Here is a 21,606-nt window from a genome sequence, read left to right as displayed (position 1 = left end):
TCCCCATGACGCACCTGCGGGCGCTAATGGGGCATCTGCAAAATCTCTACTCAACCACTCGTCCTAACCCGGCTGGCCGACCGTCACTCGACGGTCAGTGTTTCCAACTGCCATACGCTAAGACCATATACCAATTCCTGTTGGAATTCCTCACTGCGATCGTAGGGGAATACGATCCAAAGAGGACCTTTTTCACGGCGGGAAAAGGTCTCCCCATCCATGTGATAGGCGATAATCGGGTAATCGGGGCCGATATCGTCCTTGGTGATCGTCACCGAATAGTCGTTCAGGGCCTTTGCGATGATGCTCTCGGGTTCGCCGCCAAGCACCTCCATCAGATCGGACAGCGCGACGCCCGTGAACCGGATTTCCCCATCCGTCCAAATGGTTGTCGTGGTGTATTCGGTTTTCGGCAGCGCCATCAGCGCGTCCAGATCAAACGCCGCCGTGTCCCCGACATTGGTCAGGGAAATCGCGCCCGACACGGTCAGGATTGCGTCGTCTGCGGGCGGCGCAAAGTCGACATCTATCAATTGGCTATGTTCGAGCCCCCCCATTCGGGTGTGTGTTTTGGAATTTTCCATCAAGGGTTGTGCCAATTGCGCCTGCACAATCGACCCAGTTTCACCCGAAAATTGCAGTGCAGTCGCAGCATTTCCCGCCGCACCCGCAAAGGCCGCAACCGGAGTCGTTACGGCCATTCCCATGATCAGGGCTGCCGCAGGAATAGTATTCCCGAATTTTTTCAGTACGTTAAACAAGACATCCCCCATCAGAGTACATTTCTCACTCTAAAAGTGATATGTAAAACGCACGCTCGCCTCAATCTGGCCAGAAGGCCGTGCGATTATACTAAAGTATGTATCCGAAACTAATTGGTTGTGGGTCGGTTTACGGATTGCGTTTTTTCCCGATAATCAATGGTGCAATAAGTTATTTTGCCGCACTGATACGAGTATCGGCACACACGTAGGGATACATCACGGTGGAAGATTTTACCCCTAAAGAAACTGTAGGAACGGGTAGCATGAGTGATAGCGACAAGATCCGCATTTTGATCGCGGACGACCACGGAATGATTCTGGACGTCTTGTCCATGTACTTGCTGGCGCAGAACGACATGGAAGTGTCGACCGCCAGCAATCTGGATGAGGCCTTGGCGCTGGTCGCGGAACAAGGCACATTCAATGTGGTTTTGCTGGATTACAACATGCCCGGAATGAACGGCCTTCAGGGGCTGGGTCGCATGATCCGCGCGAACGGGGCGAACCCAGTGGCGATCCTGACCGGCAACCCGTCGCGTCGCATGATGGATGAGGCCATCGCCGCAGGCGCCGCCGGTATCCTGCCCAAAACCATCCCTGCCCGCAGCCTTGCCAATGCAATCCGGTTCATCGACGCCGGTGAGACCTACATGCCGCTCAGCCTGATGCGCGAAGAGGCCAATGCGCCCACGTCGGATTCCGGTCCGCTCAGCAACCGCGAGATGACCGTGTTGCAGTATCTGGGCGAAGGCAAACAGAACAAGGAAATCGCCAAGGCGCTGGACCTGACCGAGGCAACGATCAAGATGCACGTCAAGTCGATCTGCAAAAAGCTGACGGCGAACAACCGGACCCATGCGGTGATCAACGCGCGCGATCTGGGCCTGCTCTAAGGCCCATTTCTTTCCACATCACGGGCGGCGTGCGGATCAGGTCCGCATCGCCTCTTCGATAAAGCCGCGCGCCCGTTCGATCGCGGCTTTTTTGATCTGGGACACCCGCCCTGTGGTCACGCCCATAATCGCGGCGACCTCATAGACGTTCAGTTCCTCAACATAATAGAGCTGTAGCACCAGCGCCTCGCGCTCGGGCAGACGTTTGATCGCGCCCTTCAACAGAACCCGCATTTGCGACATCTGGGTCTGATCCTCGGGCGACATTTCATTGTCGCGGAACAGCATGGATTGATCCGTATAGACCTCATCCAGCGACGACACACGGTTGGCCTGAAACCGGTTCTGCCACGATTCATATTCGTCAATCGACAGGTCCAGCTTGTTCGCCACCTCTTGGGGGTCCGGCGTGCGCTGAAGCTTTTGCTCCAACTCCTGCGTGGCCGCGCGCACCTTGTTCTGCATTGTGATCGTCGTGCGGCACAGGTTCGAATTGCGCCGCAGGAAATCAATGATCGACCCGCGCACACGGATCGCTGCATAGGCGGCAAAGGCAACGCCCTCACGCGTGGTGTATTTCTGGGCCGCATCGACAAGGCCCAGATACCCCGCCTGCAACAGATCATCGATTTCGATAAACCGACCGACCCGCCCGTGGAAATGCCACGCCAACCGGCGCACCAGATCCATGTTCTCCTCGACCAGACGGTCGGTGTCGTTCTTTTGCTCTTGATAGGCCTTGGGTCCGATCATAGCCCCGCCTCCGCGGCATAGGCCCGTGTGGGCGACGGGGTCTCGACCGGCTCGACCTCTTGGGTAGGCATCGGACGGCTAAAGATGCCGCGACCGGTGGATTTCACCACCGCCTCAACCGGATCGCATGGATCGGGCAGACGCGGCGGGCTGAACGTCAGCCACTCTTGCGCCCAGTCCTTCAGCATCTCGCGGCTCGGCACGGTCAGGCAATCCACCATCGCGCCCCCCGAACTGACCCAGCCCAAGGGCAAGGCATGACCCGCCAGAACGGCCACTTCCTCGGCCAAGGGCGGCAGATCGTCCATCAGGTCCAGCGCAACAACCGGCGCGAACGGGGTCCACGGGGCAATCGTCTGGGCCAACCGGACGGGATGCATCCCCGTCGACAGGGCCAGAACCACCTGCACCGGCCCGCCTGCGCGGATGTCATCGAGCATGGCGCGCATCGCCTCACGCGTGCCCGCACAGACCGTGATCCGCGGGGCACAGGCCTTGGGCACGGCCACGGCGCGCTCCTTGGCGGGATCGGTATGCGTCACGGACCAGCCCAGCAAACGCGCCTTGGCGTCGATAAAGGCCGCATCCGCACGCGATCCGTCGGTGCACAGGGCAATCTCGGGACGGCGACGGGGCGATCCGGTCTCCATCGCGGCGGCAATACGCAGCGCCAAAAGGGATTTTTGCATCATCGACGGACCGACAATCACGATCCGTGGGGCGCGCATCACCCGCGCGCCACCCGGGGCCAATAAGGGACCGGCGACATTGGCCAGAAACCCGTCCAGATGATCCGCCATCTCGTCGCGCAACTCACCGCGAAAGGCGGGCGAATAAATCGGCCACCCCCCCGCAGGGGCGCGGGGATCGGGGGTAAAGGCCGCCACATTCGCACCACTGCGCAACGGCGTTCCCTCATCTTGGACCGGCAGACCGGCGCGCAACGTCTCACCTGTGGCGGGCACCGCCACAGGGGCGGCGCGGGCGGGCTCGATGCCCGACTGCGGCGCGGCGTCCTGCGCGACGGCGGGGGTCTTGCGCTTGCGTTTGCTCTTGCGCTTGGGCTTGTCTGCCACGGCAACGGGGCTGCTCGGCATCGGCGGCAGGGCCAAGGGATTGTCGATCTCCACCGGCGCATCCACCGCTACATCGACGGCCACCGGCGTCTCAACCGGCGCCTCTTCACGAAGACGCGCGTCGATCAGGTGCTGAAAATCCGGCACCAACGGCGCGGGGTCAGGCTCGGCCGCCGTCGTAGGGGCCCCAGCCGCCTCTTTGGGCGCGCCCTGCCCTGTTTCACCTGGAATGGTCGCGGTGATTTCAAACAATCCATCGCGCCGCCCCGTCGACAGGATCAAGGCCTCCGGCCCCAAACGGGCGACCACCTCTTCCATCGCGGCGGCGCTGTCTTTTGCACGTACGACAATCGGTACCATCACTCTGACCTCACAGGTTCACTCGACCCCATCGGCGCGGCGGGTTGCCCCCCGCCCAACGTGGCCACAACTTCGATACGGCGGTTATCGGGCAGTTCATTCACCGCCAGAACGATCGCGTCACTGCCCCGTCCCGAGACAAACCGCGAGAACGCCCGCCGCAGCAGCGGCGACACGATGACAAAGGGTTGACGCCCTTGGGCCGCCATATCCTCACTCACACGCGCCAAGGCCGTCAGCATCGTCTCCGCCAAGCCGTTCTCCAGCATCAGCGGTGCATCGGGTCCTTGCTGCTGCCGTGATCTAAGCAAGAGCTGTTCCAACTCCGGCTCCAGCGTCACCAAAGGCAGCGGTTGATTGAGCGGGACCAGCTGCTGGATCAGCAGCGCGGCCAGTTGCGGACGCAGGGACTCGGCCATTTCCGCAGGGGCCATGTTGCGCCCCGCCAGTTCAGACAGACCCTCCAGAATGCGGCGCATATCGCCAATCGGGATGCGGTCGGCCAACAGATGACGCAGAACGGCGGTCAGGCTGTGCAGCGGCACCAGTTTCGGCACCACCGCGTCCACCAAGGTCGGGCTGACCTTTTCCAGACGGCTCAGCAACACCTGCACATCATCGGGGCCCAGCAACTGGGACGCGTGTTTATAGAGCATCTGGCTGAGATGCGTGGCGATCACGGATTCCGGCTCGACGACCACGTGATCATCCGCTTCGGCCTCGGATTGCTGGTGCGGCTGGATCCAGACCGCATCAATCCCGAACGAGGGGTCTTTGACGTCAACGCCTTTGAGCTTCATCTTGGACAACCCGCCCGGCAGGGCCAGCTTGCGGTCGGGATAGCACGTGTCCTCGGCCACGATCGTCTGGCCGATGCGAATACGGTACTGGTTCGACCCCATCGTCAGGTCATCGCGGATACGTACCCCCGGCACGACAAATCCCATGGCCTGACTGACCTCGCGCCGGATCGAGGTGATGCGACTAACCAGAGGGCCGCCATTGCCGTCCTCGATCATGGAAATCAGGCCATAGCCAATCTGGATCGAGATCGGGGAATAATCCGTGACCTCATCTGCGGTGATTGTACCGGGTGCGTTGGTCGCCGGGACCTCGCCCATCTCGACGGTGGCGTCGTCCTCTTCGGCATTCGCGCCATCGGCGCGGTGGGCCAGAAACGCCGCCCCGCCCGCCGCCAAGGCCGCCACGATGAACAACATGTTCGGCATCCCTGGCACCAGACCAAGGATCATCATCACCGCGGCCACCGGCACCCATGCGCGCGACAGGTTCACCTGTTTGCCGATATGGGTCGCCATGTCATTTGTGGACGACACCCGCGTCACGATGATCGCCGTCGCAATCGACAGCAACAGCGACGGGATTTGCGCCACAAGGCCGTCGCCAACGGACAACAGGACATAAGCCTGAGACGCATCGATCAGGGCCATGCCATGCTGGCTTGCGCCGATGATGATGCCGCCTACGATGTTGATCACAAGGATCAGGATACCGGCCACCGCGTCGCCTTTGACGAACTTGGATGCCCCGTCCATCGCGCCGTAAAAATCGGCCTCTTCGGCGACATCGGCGCGGCGCGCCTTGGCCTCGTCCTGGGACAGGATACCGGCGTTCAGATCGGCGTCGATGGCCATCTGTTTGCCCGGCATCGCGTCCAGCGTGAAACGCGCCGATACCTCGGACACGCGGCCCGCGCCCTTGGTGATCACCACAAGGTTGATGATGACCAGAATGGCAAAGACGAAAATCCCGACCGCAAAATTGCCCGCGATCACGAACTCGCCGAACGCCTCAATCACGCGCCCCGCCGCGCCCGATCCCGTGTGCCCCTCGGACAGTACGATCCGCGTCGACGCCACGTTCAACGCCAGACGCAAAACGGTCGCGATCAACAAGAGGCTGGGAAAGCTCGAAAAATCCAGAGGGCGATAGGTGTGCATCGCAACCATCAGGATAAGAAGGGACAGCAGGATATTGAAAACAAAGAACATATCCAAAAGGAACACCGGCAGCGGCAGCACCATCATCGCCACCACAGCCAAGATCCCGAACGGCAGGAACATGCCGCCCAAACGCTCTACCGGACGCATGATCGACAGATCAGCCATGCGCGTATCCTTTGGCGTTCTGGGTCTGTTGGGCCAAGCGGTGCTCGGTCATGTGGGGTCTCCTGCTGGGCCGCGGGGCGGCGTCGGTTCCCCTGTTATTTGCAAGAGCCGTGCCACCTGAGGCGGCGTTGATCCTCACGCGCGCGCGAGGCCTGTCCGGACAGGTTTCGCGCCGGTCTGGCACGGGGCTTGCAGACCTTGGCGAAACGACGCGATCTGTTGATAGGAGAAAAAGATGCGCCGCCCCGCCTTTCCCATGCGCCTTGGCCTGATTGGCCTGACGCTTCCGCTGTCGGCCTGTTTGTGGTCCGGCTCGTCGCACACCACCGCGATGGAGGCCGTCCCGATGGACGCCAGCGCCAGCACCGAAATGCTGGCCCAGACCAAGGACAATCTGGACGCCCTGACCCCGCCGGCACCGACCCCCGCCAAGATGATGATGGTGACCGAGGTGACCCCGACGATCAAAGGTCTGGGCTATAGTCAGGTCAGCACCCAACCGGGCAAAAGCCTGAACGAAAAGCGCCTGATGGCGATCCGCGCCGCGCGCCTTGAGGCGATGCGCGATCTGACCGAACAGGTGCATGGCATTCGCCTGACCTCCCAGACCTCGATCCGCGATATGGTCCTGCGCTCGGACACCCTGAACGGGGTGGTTTCGGGTGAAATCCGCGGCGCGCGCACCGTGCGCATCACCCCCAAGGACAGCGATACGTTCGAGGTGGTTCTGGAACTGGACCAATCGACAATCGGCTATATCGTGAAATCGGCCAAAGGTCATATGTAACAATGATTTGGCGTGCGCTCCTCATCCTTATTATCAGCTTTGCAAGCCCCGCATGGGCCGCGAAAACCGAAACCCAGTGGGTTGAGGCCGTCGGCTATGGCACCATCGAAAACGGCGTCTCCAGCGACAGCGCACGGCGCAGCGCGCTGGCCGAGGCGTTGATCTCGGCGGCCATTTCGGGCGGCGCGAAATTGCAGGGCTATACGGCGATGGATAAGGGGCGGATCGTGGCCGATTTGAACCTGTTGCGCCCCACCGGATCGGTGCAACAACACCGCGTCGTCGAGCAGAGCCTCAGCGGTAATGTCTGGCGCGTCAAAATCCACGCCCTTGTCGGCGTTATGCCCCCGGACAGTTGCATCGGGCGCCGCCGTCTGGACGTGATCGCCTATGCGCCGCGCTATGACCTGACGCCCTACGCGCCCGCGTGGGTCGGCCCCATGGCACAGGACCTGTTCAACGAATTTCTGGACCGGATTGAGCGTCACCGCGCCACCGACCTGACCCGCGCCACATCGCGCGCCTATCACCACCGCCCGCGCGGGGATCGCGCAATGTATGACTATGCCACCCTGACCCGTGGCAGCATTCCCGACACGGGGGGCGAGCACGCCTTCACCGCCGAGATCAGCGCGAATATGCTGGCCGGTGACCGGATCGAGATGACCTATCGCCTGACCTTTATCGCGCCCGACGGCACCCCCGCCGAACGCATCCTGCGCACCGAGGCCGACCTGCCTGGGCAATCGGCGTTTTCGGCCCTGACGGGATCGAACCGGACCAAGGTCATGCGCACCCTGATCGCCGATGTGGGCCCCGCGTTGACGTCGATGGTGGACGGGCTGTCCTGCCTGCCCCCGACCAGCCGCGCGATTTATGCCGATGGTACGTTGCAGGTTCCGATCGGGCGCAAGCACGGTCTGAAACGCAATGCGCTGGCCTTTACCGGCGACCCGAAGGACCCGTTCGCGGTGCTGGAGATCGTCAAGCTCAGCAATACCATGACCACGCTGAAACCGCTGGACGCCAGCCGCAGCGCGGCCAGTTTCGCGGGCGAAGACATCTATTTCTTTGAGGCCGATCTGTGATCCGCGGGGCCCTCATATCGGCCCTGTGCCTCTGGCCCATGCCCGCCCTTGCCACCGTGGATGCATCCGACGGCCTAAGCCCCCGTGAGATCGAGGAAATTGTGATTTCTGCAATGACGGAGGCAGGCGTCTCAGGCACACCGGAATTGCCCAACGCGCGGTCCTTTCCGGCGTGCAGCACCCTGCCGTCCGTGACCCCGCGTGCGGGGGATTGGAACACGCTGTCCCTACGCTGTGGCACGCCGTTCTGGACCCGCGCGATCCGCACCAACGCGAACGCATCGACCACTCGCCCCACGGCCCCGCCCGTGGTCGCAGACGGTACACCGGTCGTCACCCTGACGCAGAGCCTGAGCAAGGGCGTGGTGATCGAACCGCGCCACCTGACGCTGGTCCCTGCGGGCGACGTAGTCGGCCAAACGGTTTTTGTCGACCCGGCCCGCGTGATTGGTCGCCGCCTCAGCGTGAACCTTGGCCGTGGTCGCCCCGTTCAGGCGCGCCATTTGGACATTCAACATCTCATCGAAAAAGGACATCCCGTGGCTATAACTTTTCAGAATTCGGTCGTTGAAGTAGCGATGCCTGGAAAAGCGCTGGAGAGCGGACAAAGAGGAGATCTGATCCAAGTTCGCAATATCGCCAGCGGGCGCATCCTTCGGGGACGAGTTGTGGAACGCAACAAAATCGTCGTCGAAGCTAAAATGAACTGAAAAATGGCCGTTCGCGTAAACAAATCAGGAGAGCGCCATGGTTGATTCCGTGTCCAACCCCGGCAACCGGGTCCGACTTCACAAGGTTGGAACGGATGCCACAAACACCGCTGGTAAAGGGGCCCAAGGGTCCGGGAATGTTGCGGGCACCAGCCCGACAACCGCCACAGACGATGTGTCCCTCAGCCAGACCGCCCAGACCCTGCCGTCGGGGCTTGATGTCGGACCGCCGTTCGATCTTGAACTGGTCAGCCGGATCAAAAAGGAAATCGCCGAAGGGCGGTATCCCATCGATTACGAACGCATCACCGATAGCCTGTTCGAGAGCTATCGCGACATCGTTAACTAAAGGACTGGCTGCCAAGATGGACCCGATTTACGTCTTTACCGTGGCCGGTCTGGCCGCCGCCGTGACCAGCGTGTGCAGCATCACCCCTGCCGTGATGATCATGCGCCGCATGCACACACGCAGCAAAGCCTTGGACGCGCAAATCAAGCGTCTGCAAGACACGATTGAACAACAGGATCAGCGCCTGCGCCGTCTGGACGATCTGGCCGCCGATCTGGTGCATATCCGTGCCGATATCGACTGGATGGCCAGCGAACAGATCGTAGACCGCGCTGTGGCGATGGTCCGTTCGGGCGCTGGTGCGGAAGATATCTCGACGGAAACGGGCGTCACGCTGGATGAAGCGCGCGCCCTTCAGAAACTACGCCGCCACTAAGATCGCTTTTGCGATCAGCGGCTCGCGCGCGTGGCACAGGAAACCCCCTCGTCCTGTCCGTCACGCGCGCACCAGTTATCAAACAGTTTAACCGCCATATCCTGCGCCTCTTGGCGGTCTTCGACCCCCATCTCTAGGGTCAGAGCATCGCGCAGCAGGCCCGCGTGTTCCACATTCACCGCCGCCGCAACCGTCATCCACGCCAGCGCGCCGATCTGATCGGGTTCCGGACGGACCTCGTTTTTCACGCGCCCGAGGGCCAGCATGGACGCCGCATCACCACCTTTGATCCGCAGCATCAGGTCTTTTTCCAACTTGGTCGCGACCAGTTCCATGGTGTCTTCGGCTGTTTCAAGCTCTAGCAACTGAACCAGTCCGACCGACTGTTTCACGCCGCTCAGACGCGCGCGCCACGCCCAATAGAGGGCCTCACGGTCGTTGCGCGGTACTCCCTCGCCCTTGACCAACAGGATGGCCAGATTGTGCTGGGCCTCGGGGTTACCGTCGGCCGCCAGATCGCGAAAGGCGCTGACCGCGATGATCTTGTTGCCCGCCTTATAGGCCGCGACAGCCTCGGCGAACTCGGCGTCGTTATGGGCCGCCGCCATGGCACCCCCTGCCATCCAAGCCGCCACGAGGGTCAGCCCGATGCGTGTCCTCAGTTTGTTGTGCATGTTATCGTCCCGCCATCATAGCCAGTTGCAGGTATAACAACCGTGTCCGGCGGCCGGTTTTGCCGCGCTCATAGACCACCACGCGCGGACGCATGGTTTCGGTCGTTTCGATTTCGATGTCGATCGAGTCCGGCAAATGCACGTCGTAATCGCGCAGCGTCTCGACCGGATCGAGCGTAAAGCGGCCCCGAAACGTCTGATCGATCCACGCCCGCGCCAAAGCTCGACCAAGGATGTCTGGCAAATACCGTTCCACTTGGGGGCGGTTGCGCAAATAGACCTCGGCATCGACGAGGTTCATGGTTTGATCAGGGGCGTCAGCGTCCAAAATCTCGGCACGGGGGGCGGACGCGCCGTATTGTCCACGGTGCGTGATCCGTCGAAGCGCGGGCACCAAGGCCCGGGAAATATTGCGGCGCAAATCCATACCACCCGTCCAAGTCTGATCCCCCGCCTGTTTTGCGGGTCCTAATCAGAGTAACGGCGCAAGGCCCGTTTACCTTAGGAATTGCGGGCGCGGGCCTGTGCGCGGGCCTCGGACATCTCGATCATGCGGCGCGTACTGAGCAGGGTCATCGGCATCCCATCCAGCCGCGATTGCAGACTGTGGCGGCGATCCTGAAGGGCGTCGACCTCGATCTGCAACAGGCGCTTGGACAGTTCCAGCGCCCCTAGGGCCCGCGCCTTGATCGCGCTGTCATGGGCCAGATCGGCCACCACCGACATCGCCCCGTCGTGCAAGGCTGCGTTGATCCGCGCCAGCGCGGTTTCGATCTCCAGAATGCTTGCACTGACCTGACGCGGATACTCCTCACCCGCGTTGCGGCAATAGGTTTCGAACGCCTCGATGTCCAACAAGGGCTGGGTGGAGGAGTCTGATTGATCCGCCGCGTCTTGCCATGCGCTTGACGCATGCGCACGCGGGGTGGCCTCGGGGCGATCTCCAACGACCCGCAACTGGTGCTGGATCTGGCGCAGGCTGATGGGTTTACTGAGAACCTCATACATGCCCGCCTCTTGGCACGGGGCCAACACGTCCTCAACCCGATGGGCGGTCAGACCGACGATGCGCGCAGTGTGCGACCTCCCTCCGGCGAGAATACGGCGTGTCGCCTCCAGACCGTTCAGGCGCGGCATTTCCAAATCCATAAAGATCAGATCGAACGCCTGTGCCTCAGCCGCGGCGAGAGCCGCCAAGCCGTCGCGCGCCTCGCTGGCACTGACGCCTTGCAAGTCCAACCAGTGATGCAAAAGCGACCGATTGATATCATTGTCATCGGCCACCAGAACGTGCAGCTTCTTTTGCGGCGCACCGGCTGGGGCACCGACAATTGTGTCCGCAATCGTGTCGCTGACATCGGGGTCGGGTCCAAGCAAAGCAAACCCCACCTTGACGCGGAAGGTCGTCCCCGCCCCCACGCGAGACCGCACATCGACCGTCCCCCCCATAATATTGACTGAACGTTTGACGATATTCAGGCCCAGACCCGTACTGCTGTGCAGTTTGTCGACCGCCAGACTACCGGTTTCAAAGGCGGTGAACAGATCGGCGATTTTGTCCTGCTCAATCCCCGGCCCCGTGTCCGACACCGACAGGGTCATGTCCAACCGGTCCTCTTGTACACTACAGCGCACCAACACCGTCACCGTCGCGCCGGGGGCGTATTTCAAGGCATTCCCGATCAGGTTTTGCGCGGCCCGTTGCAACAGGTGTTGATGACCGCGCACAAGGTACTGCCCGCCCAGATCCGCCTGAAAGCGCAGATCGATCCCTTGGGCCTTGGCCAACGGCATTTGAGCATTCACCAGTTCCCGTAGCAGGCGCAGCGGGTTGAAATCCACCGTCGGGATCACGTCCGAACCGACGTTTTCCATTCGCACCAATTCCAACAGGTTGCTGACCTCCTGCAAGGCCTCATTGGCGTTCAGGCGCAGCCCCGCAACCAGCTTGGCCTGATCAGCGGGGGAAATACCCCCGCCCTCAATCAAATCTGCCGCCGCAATAATCGCGGCCAAGGGGGTGCGCATCTCATGGCTGATCACGCCCAAAGCGCGGGTTCGGCGGGCCTCTTTCTCGCGCAGTTCGTCGCGCGCCTGTGTCAGGGCATCCTGACGGTCGGCCATATCGCCTGCGGTCGTGCGCTCATCCTCGCGCAGCACGATCACAAAACTATCCAACCGGCGAAACGAGACCGCACTGATCCGGATTTCGGCGGAAACCCCCTGCCCGTCCGGTGTGTCGATGCGCACACCAAAGGGCCGACCGGACAGGGACTGTAACGCCTCGGTGCGGTTGCCCTCTATCATCAGGCGCGACGCATTCGCCCCAAGGTCCAGCACACGGTCAAGCGGACGCCCCAGCAACTGGGGCTCCGTTTTCGACACCATGGCGGCGAACTGAGGATTGGCGGTTTCGATATTGCCCAATTCGTCCAGAACGGCCATGCCGTCCTCAACCGCATCAAACATCATCCGCAGGCGACGCTCTTTTCGGCGCGCACGCAGCAGATCGGCATTCAGCACCTCCACACGCTCACGCATGCGGCGGAACTTGCCCTCCATGTCCTCGACATCCAGCCAAATCGCATAAAGACCGCCAGGCGCGGCCTTTTCCAGATAGGACACGCCGCACACAACCTCACGTGACGCGCCGGCGTCATCAACAAAGCTCAGAACCGCGCGCATGGTGTCACCGACCTCGCGGGTTTGCTGAAGCAGCAACCGGCATTCAGCCGAATTCAGCGTCTCCACAACCGCAGCCGCAGAGATATCCAAAGCCTTGGCCTTTGAGTTCTCGAAGACGACACGCAGGTTGCCGTCCAGCAAGAAAACCGGAAAACGGCTTAGCTCGACAATTTCCTGCATGAGGTTGTTTTCGTCGCCACGTGACATCACGAACTTTCTAACGCCGTGCCTTGGCGTCGGAGGATCTGGTACAAAGCACAGCGCAAAACAGGGAACACACATCCCATGCCGCGATCCAAAAACAGCATGGTCTTTAGTACAGATACTGTTCTTTAGTTTTAGTCACAACGCAAGGGCGGAAGGAAGGTTTTCACACCACCGCCCCGCTTTCATGTGATTTTTCGCATAATTTTCAGGCAAGGCGCGTTCCCTGACCAAGTCACCGGGCCGTGGCACAGCCCTTGCATGGGTGGAGAAAACGAAAGGAATACCGATGTTTGATACCAGTGACGCCCGTATGGCTTGGCCCGCAGGGGACACAGAACCCCGCGCAATCACCGTGGAAATCGTACGGTTTGACCGGAAGGGCCGCGCGCGTCGTCGTGTCCGCGCCCTGAGCGATTATCTGGCGCGCTGGTTCGGCTGAACCGGCGCCTTAATCGCGGGTCTTGCGATACTGCCAATAGCGGACCGCAAAGGCGACCGAACCCGCCGCCATCATCACCCATGCTATCACATCGATGGCCGGCAAACGTCCGGCCAGTTCGACCATGCCCGCGGGTTTCATGCCGATCATCACGATCAGACCCGCCGCAATCACCAGAAACATCCGGATACGACGACACATGGCGCAGGTGGTCCCGAACATCGCTGCGCCCCTATTTCCGGCTATAGACCAGACGGATGCGCCGGTCCTGATCGCGGGCTTTGTGCAGGCGCTGTTGATGGGCCTGCATTTCGGCGCGCGCCTTGTTCACGCAATCAATCACCTCGCCCATCGTGGACAGACCCCATTCGGCCGTATCCCCCGACAGGGGCATGGTGCCCATGAACGCCATCGCCTCAGAGCGCAGGGTGTTGTCCAGCGACCGCATCCGTGCCGCATCGCCCTCTTTGGCGGCGGCACACATGTCCTGTGCCAAAGCCAACAGATGCGCCCCGTGGGCGGTATGTGAGGGATTGCTCATTCTTTGTCGGGCTTGCCTTTGCCCTGATCGACATCCGCCGCAATATCGGTCCACGCCGACAGGATACCGGAAATCGCCTCGTGCGCTTGGCTCAGCTCACAGTTTTCTTCGCGCTTGAACGCGCGCAGGGTCTGCAGGCGGCAATATTCATAGAGCTGGAACAGGCGCACCGCCAAATCCCCGCCCTTTTCGAAATCCAGGCTGGATTGCAGGATATAGATCGCCGTGAACGAGCGGTTGATGTGATCGCTGGGAAAGGCATTCCCGGCGGACTGGGCCGCACTAAGGACCTCTAGGGATCGCTCCAGTTCCCGCAACGTGGTCTGAATGATCTCGTGTGAGCTCTGCACCTCGACCGAGGCCGGATTGTTGGCCTTGCGGTATTTTGTGCGGGCGAACGCTATGTTCATCGGATCGTCCCCTGACTTCGAGTTTTCACCTTGTGATACATTCGACAACGTCACACATCCCTAAACTGTTAATGTTTTAAGGGCTTTTTGAACACTCAGGCCGCCCGCAAACGGCTTACTGCGAGAACCATACCAACTTCGCCACCGGCCAGCAGAGCAACGCCGGTTAAATCGCGGGTACGCGACAAAACCCCACGCAGCGGGCGCAAAAGCACCAGTTGCTGACCCAGCAATTCGTCGACCGGAATGGCCAGTTGCTGAACCGAGTTGCGCACGATGACATAGATTTTCTTGGCGTCGCCCTCGGGCGCGGTGTCATCGTTGTCGCTGGCATTCAGGCTCCCCGCCAGAGCACGGATCGGGACATGTTCGTCCTTACCAATGCGCAGGATTTTCTGGCCGCGTTCTGCCGAGATTTTCTTGATCGACGGACCGTCGCCCTGTTGGATGCGCAAGATGCTGTCGATGGGCACGACGTAGCGCACATCGCGCACGCGCACGACCATCCCGTCCAGCACCACCATCTGTAGCGGCATCGCCAGATAGAACCGCATCCCCCCACCCGGCAGTGTGACCGCGCGGAATTCGCCGTTCTTCTTCTTGATGATCTTTTTAACCTCGTCCCAGCGTTCGCCCTCAACGGCGGCGGAACTGTCGTCCTCAAGGATGATGCTGACGCGGTCTTCTTCGCGGTGAACCGAGGCGTGCAGTTTCGTGCACGGCTCATCCGAGCGCAAACGCAGCGTGATGATCGACCGCAGCAACCCGCGCAGTTCCTCCATCACGTGCTGATCCAGCATGGTGTCGCCGCCCTCGCTGGACAGGCGAACCTCACGCCCGTACTTGCGGGACTCTGTTTCCACAAAGGCCCCCAGCGGTTTCAGCAGCACATCAGCCGGACGCGACCGCATCGCGACGCTTTCTTCCTGCAGCATGTTCAACTGTTCGCTGAGTTGCGCCTCGGCCTCGCTGACCTGTTGCAGCTTCAGCGAGAACGCCTCAATCACATCGCGCAACACGCGGCGCTGTTTCAGGTCAAAGGCGGGGATCGCCGCATCGCGCACGGCGGTGTCCAACTCATGCATCAGATCGGCGCTACACAGATCGGCCAGCATGTGCTGCACCATCGACTGACCGGCTGAAATCTCACCAATCGTTTCCAGCATGGCCAAGGTCTGGGTCGTGCTGATCCCGCCGCCCATGTCTTGGGCCGGTCCGGCGGTGTCCGCGCCTTCCTCGTCTTCCTCTTCCAGTTCCTGAACCTCAAGCGCGAACTGAAGGCGCAGATTGTCCATCTTGGGACACATCAGCACGATCACCTCGGTCATCTGGGGTTCATCCAGCGTCGTCGCGATCAGGAAGTCAAAGATCGTCTTGTCTTCCTGAAACACGGTGACGTTGGTAATCATCGTCGCCTGACCGGAACTGACCCACTCAAGGAACTTTTCGGCCAGTTCATCGTCCTCGTTCAGGTCCGCGCGAAGAACAAAGAAGTTATTATTGTTTTCAATGCACTCAACGGCGACCTTAACGCTTTCTGGTGACAGAACGCGGTGGAACGACTTGGGCAGGCCTAGACGTTTTTCGATCGTGCGTGCCGTGACCAGACCGCTGGAGGCGAAACAGGCGTTCGAGGCTTCCTCGAACAGTTTCTCGATCATCGCGGTGTCAGGTGTATCGCCCTGATCCAGCGCGTCAAACACCAGTTCCATCGTGTCGACAAAGCCGCGCGCGATGTGGGTCAGCAGGCCATCCGGCTCGGCCCCGCCCAGTTCCACCCGCGAGAACAGGTCGATCAGGGCCATGGTCAGCTGGGCCGCCGTGTCCATCTGGTAATGACGGCTGGCGTGATAGGACAGGCGCATCAACCGGTCAAAGCGGCGGAAGTTGCGTGAGCGGTCATCGCCGCGCGCACGGATGTTGTCCAGCACGTCGCGGATCTGGCTCAGCGTGTCAAAGATATGATCCGCACACCACGTCGCCAGAACGGCACTGGGCAGGGTTTCGACCGACACGCTGCCCTCGGGCAGGACAGCCTCAATCGCGGCCAGTTCTTCGTAGAACTTCAGTTCGGCCGCGCGGAAATCCTCGTGGTTTCCGGCCTTGCCGAGGTTCTCGGCGGCCTCGACCACACGGACACAGCCCGTGGGTTCAGCGATGTCGATGATCCGCTGGGACAGGTCCTTTTGATCGGCGTCCGACGGTTGTTCATCGCCCGCCATCTTGAGGCCCATCGCGGACACTTCTTGGAAAATGCCCTGCAGCGCCTCGAACATGCCCGGCATGTCATTGGCCAGGTCGGTCTGTCCACCGCCCTCGCCAAATACCTCGGCCAGTTTTTTCTGGATCGTCTCGGTGACGGTTGCGATGTCCTCGGCCACACCTTCGGCGGTCGGGGCGTCGTTGGCCTTGGCGGCCGTCACGAATTCGCCCAGCGTCTCGGACCAATCGTCCAGACCCATCTGTTCGGCCGCATAGGCGAGGCTATCGACCTTGCCCCACGCAACCTTGAGCGTCGCCTCGGCGGTGTCGCGCGGCGTCTGGATCAACGAGGTCAGTTTCTCCACGGTGTCATTCACCATGTTCGTGAAGATCTCGCGATAGCCCGGTTCCTCAAGACGGCTGGATTTCGGCGGCGGGGCCGCGACGGCCTCGACCACGGCGGTCATGCCACCGGTGCCGCCACTGTCGATGGCAACCATCTGGGGACCGTCGCCCTCGGCGGGTTCGGGGGCCGGTTCGGGCTCGGGTTCGTCTTCGGAAACAGGGACGCCTTCGCCCTTGTCCTCGAAAATATCGTAATCGTCGTTTCCGCTGCTCGAGCCGTCATCATCGGCGGCCAGTTCGCCCAGCATGCTGAACGCATCCATCAGACCCGCGGGGGGTGCTGCGGGGGCCTCGGCGGGCGCGTCATCACCTGCGGGTTCTTCGGCGGGCTCTTCCGCCGTCTCTTCGGCGGGCGCGTCTTCGGCCGGCTCGGCCTCTTCCGGCTCGTCCTCGGCAGTCTCAGTCGGCGCGGCGGTCTCTTCGGGTTCAGGGATTTCCTGACCGGTGCAACGCGCGATCGTCGCCTTGAGCTGATTGTTAAGATCTTCGGACGGTGCGGGGTCCACGTCCGCACGGTTGGCGGCAGTTTCCTCCAGCATGTTACGCAGCACGTCGCCCGCATAGAGCAGCACCTCAAGGATGCCCTCATCCAGCGGCACGCCGTCGTCGCGCACCAGACCGATCAGGTCCTCGGCAAGGTGGGCGCGGCTTTCGACCACGGCCAGACCCAGAACCCGCGAGTTCCCCTTGAACGTGTGAACCGCACGGAAAAGGGCACTGACGTGTTCCGTCTGGTCGCCTTCACCATCCTGAAGCGCCAACAGCGCCTCTTCCATAGCGTCGAGGGATTGGCCGCCATCATCTGCGAAAAGGGCCCAGATTTCGTCCATTTCGTCCGACATCGTCTCCGCTGCCTTTCTGTTCGGTCACACGTCCCCAGGGGGGTCTTTCAAATCCCACACCTGTGGGGGGCGGATGATCAGGCGGCCATCAAGGACCGCATGACCCGTGTCAGTTCGTCGCCGGTTTTTTCCTGCAAATCGTGGGACACCGTACCCGACGGCTTTGCCACGACACCGTCGGCGCCCAGTTCCCGTGCCTTGGCCGCGTGGGGCGAACCCGACACCGTCACCGAGGACAACATGCAGATCTTGGCCCGCGTGCGCAGTTTGGCGTGGCGCAGGAATTCCAACCCGTCCATCACCGGCATCTCGATGTCCAAGAGGATCAGATCCACGTCGGGGTTCTCTTCCAGCTTGTCCAATGCCTCTTGGCCGTTGTTTGCCTGTGCAATCATGGTGAAGTCAGGCAGCGTTTTGAGGAAGCTCGAGATATACAGCCGCATCATCGCAGCATCGTCGACTACCATTACTTTGTAGGTCATGTGCTTTCCTTTTGTGCTTTCACACGTTTTGACCATGGGTAAGTGGGGCGGCGTCACACCGCCCCGCACCCATTAAAAGTTACCGAAACCGCGCTCATCGACATCGCCCGAGCCTGTCTTGCCGCGTGCCGAGGACGGGGCCGGTGCGCCACCGCCGCCACCGATCATCGACTTGATCTTGGCCAGCATGTCAGGCGACAGACCGTTCAGACCAAGGCCTTCCAGACCGGCGACCGAGGTTTCGACCTCTTTCAGCGAGAAGCGGTTCAGCTCCTCTTTGATCAGGTTGTTGGCCGAGGTCATTTGCTGGGCCGTCGCGGCCAGTTCATCCGCCTGCTCGCTGGTGGCCAGCGCCGTCTTGGCAACTTCGCCGATGGCGATGTTGATCTGGGCCACACCGCGCGACTGCTCGCTGGAGCTGCGGTTGATGTCTTCGACAAGGGTGCGCACGGCGTCGATGTCGTCGGCGATCTTTTCAAAGGCCTCGCTGGTCTCGCTGGCGATTTTCACGCCCGAGGTCACACGCTGGGCCGCATCTTCGATCAGATCCGAGGTTTCGCGTGCCGCTTTGGCTGAGCGCCCGGCAAGGTTGCGCACCTCTTGGGCCACCACTGCGAACCCGCGACCGTGCTGACCGGCGCGTGCCGCCTCGACCGCCGCGTTCAGAGCAAGCAGGTTGGTCTGGAATGCGATTTCGTCGATGACCTTGATGATCTTGGCGATATCCTGCGAGGACGAGTTGATGCCCTGCATGGCGGTGACCATGTCGGAAATCTTGCCCTTGCCGTTCGTAGCCATATCGGAGGCCGCCAGAACAAGGCTGTTGGCGTTGCGCGCGGCTTCGGCGTTGGCTGTGACCTGGCTGTCGGTTTCCTCGGCGCTGGCCGACACCTCATCCACAGACGAGGACGCGATTTGCGAGTTGGTCGCAAGCGAGCGCGAGGCCTCGTTCATCTGGATCACAGTCTGCGACATCTGGTCGACCTGCGATTTGATGTTCGAGAAGCTGAGGTTCAGGCTGTTATAGCAGCGTGCAAAGGATTCAATGATCTCTTTGTACTCGCCCTTATAGCCGCTGGCGTCGACCTCATTGGACAGCTCACCGCGGATGATCGCATCCGACAGTTCGGTGATATCGCCGACCATTTTCTTCATGTTGACGCGAACCGCCTCAAGCGTGTCGTAGATAAAGATACGCTTACCCGAATAATGCTCGGCATTGGGCAGAACGTCGAAATCGCCCTCGCCCCATGCGGCGACCACGGCCATCGCGCGTTTCTTGGTGCGGATGTGGGCCTGTACCATTTCGTTGACGCGGGTTGCGATCGCGGCGGTCATTTCCGGATAGCTGTCTGCATCCACGAAGACGTCGATATCACCCACGTCATGCGCAGCCGCCATCGCCACCAGTTCATCGTTCAGACGTTTGCGCACGTTGGTCGCTTCGATCTCGGCACTGCGGTCTTCCAGTTCGACCACCAGCCAGTCGCTTGCGTCGCGTTTGTTCGGGTCGAACATCGGCGTCACGGTGAAATAGAGATGCGTATCGCCAAGGTGGATTTCCCCGTCATGCGGGCCCGACATCCGGTCAAGGATGCGGCGCTGATGCGAGGGGTCTGCGTGGAAGATGTCCACGTTCTTGCCCACGAGGTCATTGGCGCGGAAATGCGGCAGGGCCGTGCGCAGCTTGTCCTCAATTTTCTGGAACATTTTCACCGTTGCGTCGTTCGCAAAACGGATCACGTAATCCGCATCCGCAATCAGGATGGGGGTCCGCATTTTCTCAAAGCACTTCGTAGCCGGCGTCTCCAGCCACTTGCCCTGTTCGCTTGCCGAGCTGTCCGTAGTCATTGGTTCGGTTCCTTCAAAAGTGTCACCCGTGGGGGACGTGTCTGTCTGTGTCTGTCCGGTCGGGGCCGGTGAGGTTGATGCCGCAGACCCTGATGCGGCGGCGGGTTGGGCTGGCTTTCGCCTTGGCGCGGCCCTTTTTCTCGGGGGCTTTGGCGCGGGGGCGGAGCTGGCCTGGTCTGGCGTGTCCGCTGTACTGCTCCCCTCGGGCGGAGCCGCGCCATCAACCCAATCCAACGGATTGTTGCGTAGGGTCTTGGGCGGTGCCTTGGGTGGGCTTTTGGACGGGCTACGGCCTCGCGGTCGCTTTTTGTCCTCGCTCATCCTGCTTCCCTTCGTTCCTCGTTAACCGGTTCACCTTGAAACCCGCTCAGCGCGATCTGCGCCAAAGCGGCATAATCTTCTGCCCCTGCTGTACCCGGGGCGTGGTCGAAAATGCTGACCCCCTGCCCCGGCGCCTCGGACAGGCGCACGGAATTGCGGATCGGCGTGGGCAACACGGCCTCTGCGCCGAAATGGCGTTCCAGAATGCGGCGCACCTCGCGATGCACCCGCAAACGCGGAATGTAGCGACACAGCAGGAACCGCAGCTTGTCCCAGCTCTGATCGTTGTCCTGCATCGTGCGCATCAGGCGGTTGATGCCCTGCAGGCCAAGGAAATCGGCCTCGACAGGGGCCAGCACGATGTCACTTTGCGCCATGATCGCGCCCAGACGGGGCGACCATACGGGCGGCGCATCCATCAACAGCCAGTCCGCGCCGCACATATCCAGCGCGACCTCGTCCACCGTCCAATCGGTCGTCGAGGTGCCCGGAATGATGCGCAGACCCTCTTCGCTGTCGATCTCGGCCGGCGTGCCGTCCTGACCTTCAAGCCACTGGGCCACGGTCCAGTCCGCACCTGCATCCCCAAGGCCCAAACCGGCGCTGAGATGCATTTGCGGGTCCAGATCGGCCACCACCACGTTCTGACCCGCGCGTGCCAATGCCGCGCCAAGGTTGATCGCTGTGGTCGTTTTGCCGACGCCGCCCTTTTGGTTGAAGATCATGATCCGCATGGCTTAGGCATCCACCTCGACAGCCAGTGAGACATCGCTGTCGGACACCAGCAGGTTTTCATCCAGCAGGATCGCCACGCGCTCATCAATCCGGCCAAGGCCGCTGACGACGCTGCGCCCTGCATTGGCGGGACCGTTGTTGGTGCGGTCGATCTGGCTGGCGGGGATTTCCAGAACCTCGCTGACGCGGTCCACGATCAGACCCATCGGCGCCTCGCCCACGTCCAGAACGATCACGACCGTGCGCTCGTCATACTCGCGCTCGGGCATGTTGAACCGCAGACGCACATCCATCAGCGGGATTACCTTGCCACGCAGGTTGATCACGCCCTTGATGTAAGCGGGCACATCAGGGATCCCCATGATGCGTTGCATCCCGACGATCTCGGTCACCACGCTGATGACCACGCCGTAATCCTCATCCCCGACTTTGAACGTCAGGTACATATCGTCGATGTTGTCGTCCTCGACCGTCCGAACCTCATCGGCTTCATTCGCGGCCTCGCGCGCCACAGCCTCGTTCATGTC

At 61.3% G+C, this 21,606-nt stretch carries 22 protein-coding genes; 7 read left to right on the top strand and 15 right to left on the bottom strand.

All coding sequences use genetic code 11. The features are described 5' to 3' along the window. Positions 1-83: 83 nt before the first annotated feature. Entirely contained in the window at positions 84-701 is a 618-nt protein-coding gene (locus R1W00_RS05665; RefSeq protein WP_317261757.1) for an oxidoreductase, read from the bottom strand. 326 nt (positions 702-1,027) lie between these two features. Here R1W00_RS05665 and R1W00_RS05660 point away from each other — a divergent pair, with 326 nt between their 5' ends. Next, positions 1,028-1,657, top strand: coding sequence for a response regulator transcription factor (locus R1W00_RS05660; RefSeq protein WP_317261756.1), 630 nt, complete (start codon positions 1,028-1,030; stop codon positions 1,655-1,657). 36 nt (positions 1,658-1,693) lie between these two features. On the opposite strand, the gene R1W00_RS05655 is transcribed toward R1W00_RS05660, so the two are convergent. From R1W00_RS05655 to flhA, 3 genes are read right to left on the bottom strand one after another with little or no spacing between them, the layout of a single operon-like run. Beyond that, entirely contained in the window at positions 1,694-2,410 is a 717-nt protein-coding gene (locus R1W00_RS05655; RefSeq protein ID WP_317261755.1) for a FliA/WhiG family RNA polymerase sigma factor, read from the bottom strand. Continuing rightward, positions 2,407-3,846 (bottom strand): hypothetical protein, encoded by a 1,440-nt coding sequence (locus R1W00_RS05650; protein WP_317261754.1) that lies wholly within the window; start codon positions 3,844-3,846, stop codon positions 2,407-2,409. The genes R1W00_RS05655 and R1W00_RS05650 overlap by 4 nt, the downstream gene beginning before the upstream one ends. Beyond that, positions 3,846-5,975 (bottom strand): flagellar biosynthesis protein FlhA, encoded by a 2,130-nt coding sequence (gene flhA, locus R1W00_RS05645; protein ID WP_317261753.1) that lies wholly within the window; start codon positions 5,973-5,975, stop codon positions 3,846-3,848. Before flhA ends, R1W00_RS05650 begins: the two co-directional genes overlap by 1 nt. Before the next feature lie 235 nt (positions 5,976-6,210). Here flhA and R1W00_RS05640 point away from each other — a divergent pair, with 235 nt between their 5' ends. The 5 genes from R1W00_RS05640 to R1W00_RS05620 are packed head-to-tail and all read left to right on the top strand — an operon-like array spanning position 6,211 to position 9,285. After that, on the top strand, positions 6,211-6,762 hold the full coding sequence (locus R1W00_RS05640; RefSeq protein WP_317261752.1) for an LPP20 family lipoprotein: 552 nt from the start codon (positions 6,211-6,213) through the stop codon (positions 6,760-6,762). Between the two features lie 2 nt (positions 6,763-6,764). Next, the gene (locus R1W00_RS05635; RefSeq protein ID WP_317261751.1) at positions 6,765-7,850 is read left to right on the top strand and encodes a hypothetical protein; all 1,086 of its coding nucleotides are present in this window, start codon (positions 6,765-6,767) and stop codon (positions 7,848-7,850) included. Beyond that, a complete protein-coding gene (gene flgA / locus R1W00_RS05630; protein WP_317261750.1) occupies positions 7,847-8,560 on the top strand; it encodes a flagellar basal body P-ring formation chaperone FlgA in 714 nt (237 codons plus the stop codon). The genes R1W00_RS05635 and flgA overlap by 4 nt, the downstream gene beginning before the upstream one ends. A gap of 37 nt (positions 8,561-8,597) precedes the next feature. Further along, a complete protein-coding gene (gene flgM / locus R1W00_RS05625; RefSeq protein WP_317261749.1) occupies positions 8,598-8,909 on the top strand; it encodes a flagellar biosynthesis anti-sigma factor FlgM in 312 nt (103 codons plus the stop codon). 16 nt (positions 8,910-8,925) lie between these two features. Next, the gene (locus tag R1W00_RS05620) at positions 8,926-9,285 is read left to right on the top strand and encodes a hypothetical protein (RefSeq protein WP_317261748.1); all 360 of its coding nucleotides are present in this window, start codon (positions 8,926-8,928) and stop codon (positions 9,283-9,285) included. A 14-nt stretch (positions 9,286-9,299) separates the two neighbouring features. Here the strand turns inward: R1W00_RS05620 and R1W00_RS05615 are convergent, their stop codons facing one another. From R1W00_RS05615 to R1W00_RS05605, 3 genes are all read right to left on the bottom strand, one after another. After that, complete coding sequence (locus R1W00_RS05615; RefSeq protein ID WP_317261747.1) at positions 9,300-9,959, bottom strand: hypothetical protein; 660 nt, start codon at positions 9,957-9,959, stop codon at positions 9,300-9,302. 1 nt (position 9,960) lies between these two features. Continuing rightward, positions 9,961-10,386 (bottom strand): hypothetical protein, encoded by a 426-nt coding sequence (locus tag R1W00_RS05610; protein ID WP_317261746.1) that lies wholly within the window; start codon positions 10,384-10,386, stop codon positions 9,961-9,963. 74 nt (positions 10,387-10,460) lie between these two features. Beyond that, positions 10,461-12,851 carry an ATP-binding protein gene (locus tag R1W00_RS05605; RefSeq protein ID WP_317261745.1) on the bottom strand — a complete coding sequence of 797 codons (2,391 nt, stop codon included), beginning with the start codon at positions 12,849-12,851 and terminating at the stop codon, positions 10,461-10,463. Positions 12,852-13,137: 286 nt separating this feature from the next. Here R1W00_RS05605 and R1W00_RS05600 point away from each other — a divergent pair, with 286 nt between their 5' ends. Beyond that, positions 13,138-13,290 (top strand): hypothetical protein, encoded by a 153-nt coding sequence (locus tag R1W00_RS05600; protein WP_317261744.1) that lies wholly within the window; start codon positions 13,138-13,140, stop codon positions 13,288-13,290. Positions 13,291-13,299: 9 nt separating this feature from the next. On the opposite strand, the gene R1W00_RS05595 is transcribed toward R1W00_RS05600, so the two are convergent. The 8 genes from R1W00_RS05595 to R1W00_RS05560 form a co-directional block, all read right to left on the bottom strand. After that, positions 13,300-13,512, bottom strand: a complete 213-nt coding sequence (locus tag R1W00_RS05595; protein WP_317261743.1) for a hypothetical protein — start codon at positions 13,510-13,512, stop codon at positions 13,300-13,302. Positions 13,513-13,522: 10 nt separating this feature from the next. Next, positions 13,523-13,831, bottom strand: a complete 309-nt coding sequence (locus R1W00_RS05590) for a hypothetical protein (RefSeq protein WP_317261742.1) — start codon at positions 13,829-13,831, stop codon at positions 13,523-13,525. After that, entirely contained in the window at positions 13,828-14,241 is a 414-nt protein-coding gene (fliS, locus tag R1W00_RS05585; RefSeq protein ID WP_317261741.1) for a flagellar export chaperone FliS, read from the bottom strand. The genes R1W00_RS05590 and fliS overlap by 4 nt, the downstream gene beginning before the upstream one ends. A gap of 95 nt (positions 14,242-14,336) precedes the next feature. Continuing rightward, positions 14,337-17,690 (bottom strand): Hpt domain-containing protein, encoded by a 3,354-nt coding sequence (locus R1W00_RS05580; protein ID WP_317261740.1) that lies wholly within the window; start codon positions 17,688-17,690, stop codon positions 14,337-14,339. A gap of 77 nt (positions 17,691-17,767) precedes the next feature. Further along, positions 17,768-18,172, bottom strand: a complete 405-nt coding sequence (locus R1W00_RS05575; protein ID WP_317261739.1) for a response regulator — start codon at positions 18,170-18,172, stop codon at positions 17,768-17,770. Between the two features lie 72 nt (positions 18,173-18,244). Then, the gene (locus tag R1W00_RS05570) at positions 18,245-20,023 is read right to left on the bottom strand and encodes a methyl-accepting chemotaxis protein (protein WP_317261738.1); all 1,779 of its coding nucleotides are present in this window, start codon (positions 20,021-20,023) and stop codon (positions 18,245-18,247) included. Positions 20,024-20,340: 317 nt separating this feature from the next. Continuing rightward, complete coding sequence (locus tag R1W00_RS05565; RefSeq protein WP_317261737.1) at positions 20,341-21,078, bottom strand: ParA family protein; 738 nt, start codon at positions 21,076-21,078, stop codon at positions 20,341-20,343. A 3-nt stretch (positions 21,079-21,081) separates the two neighbouring features. After that, on the bottom strand, positions 21,082-21,603 hold the full coding sequence (locus R1W00_RS05560; RefSeq protein ID WP_317261736.1) for a chemotaxis protein CheW: 522 nt from the start codon (positions 21,601-21,603) through the stop codon (positions 21,082-21,084). Positions 21,604-21,606 lie beyond the last annotated feature (3 nt).

This window comes from Rhodovulum sp. FJ3, assembly GCF_032918305.1.
Taxonomy (GTDB): Bacteria; Pseudomonadota; Alphaproteobacteria; order Rhodobacterales; family Rhodobacteraceae; genus SAT37.
Note: the sequence above shows the minus strand (reverse complement) of the source record. Positions and strands in the feature narration are given on the sequence as shown.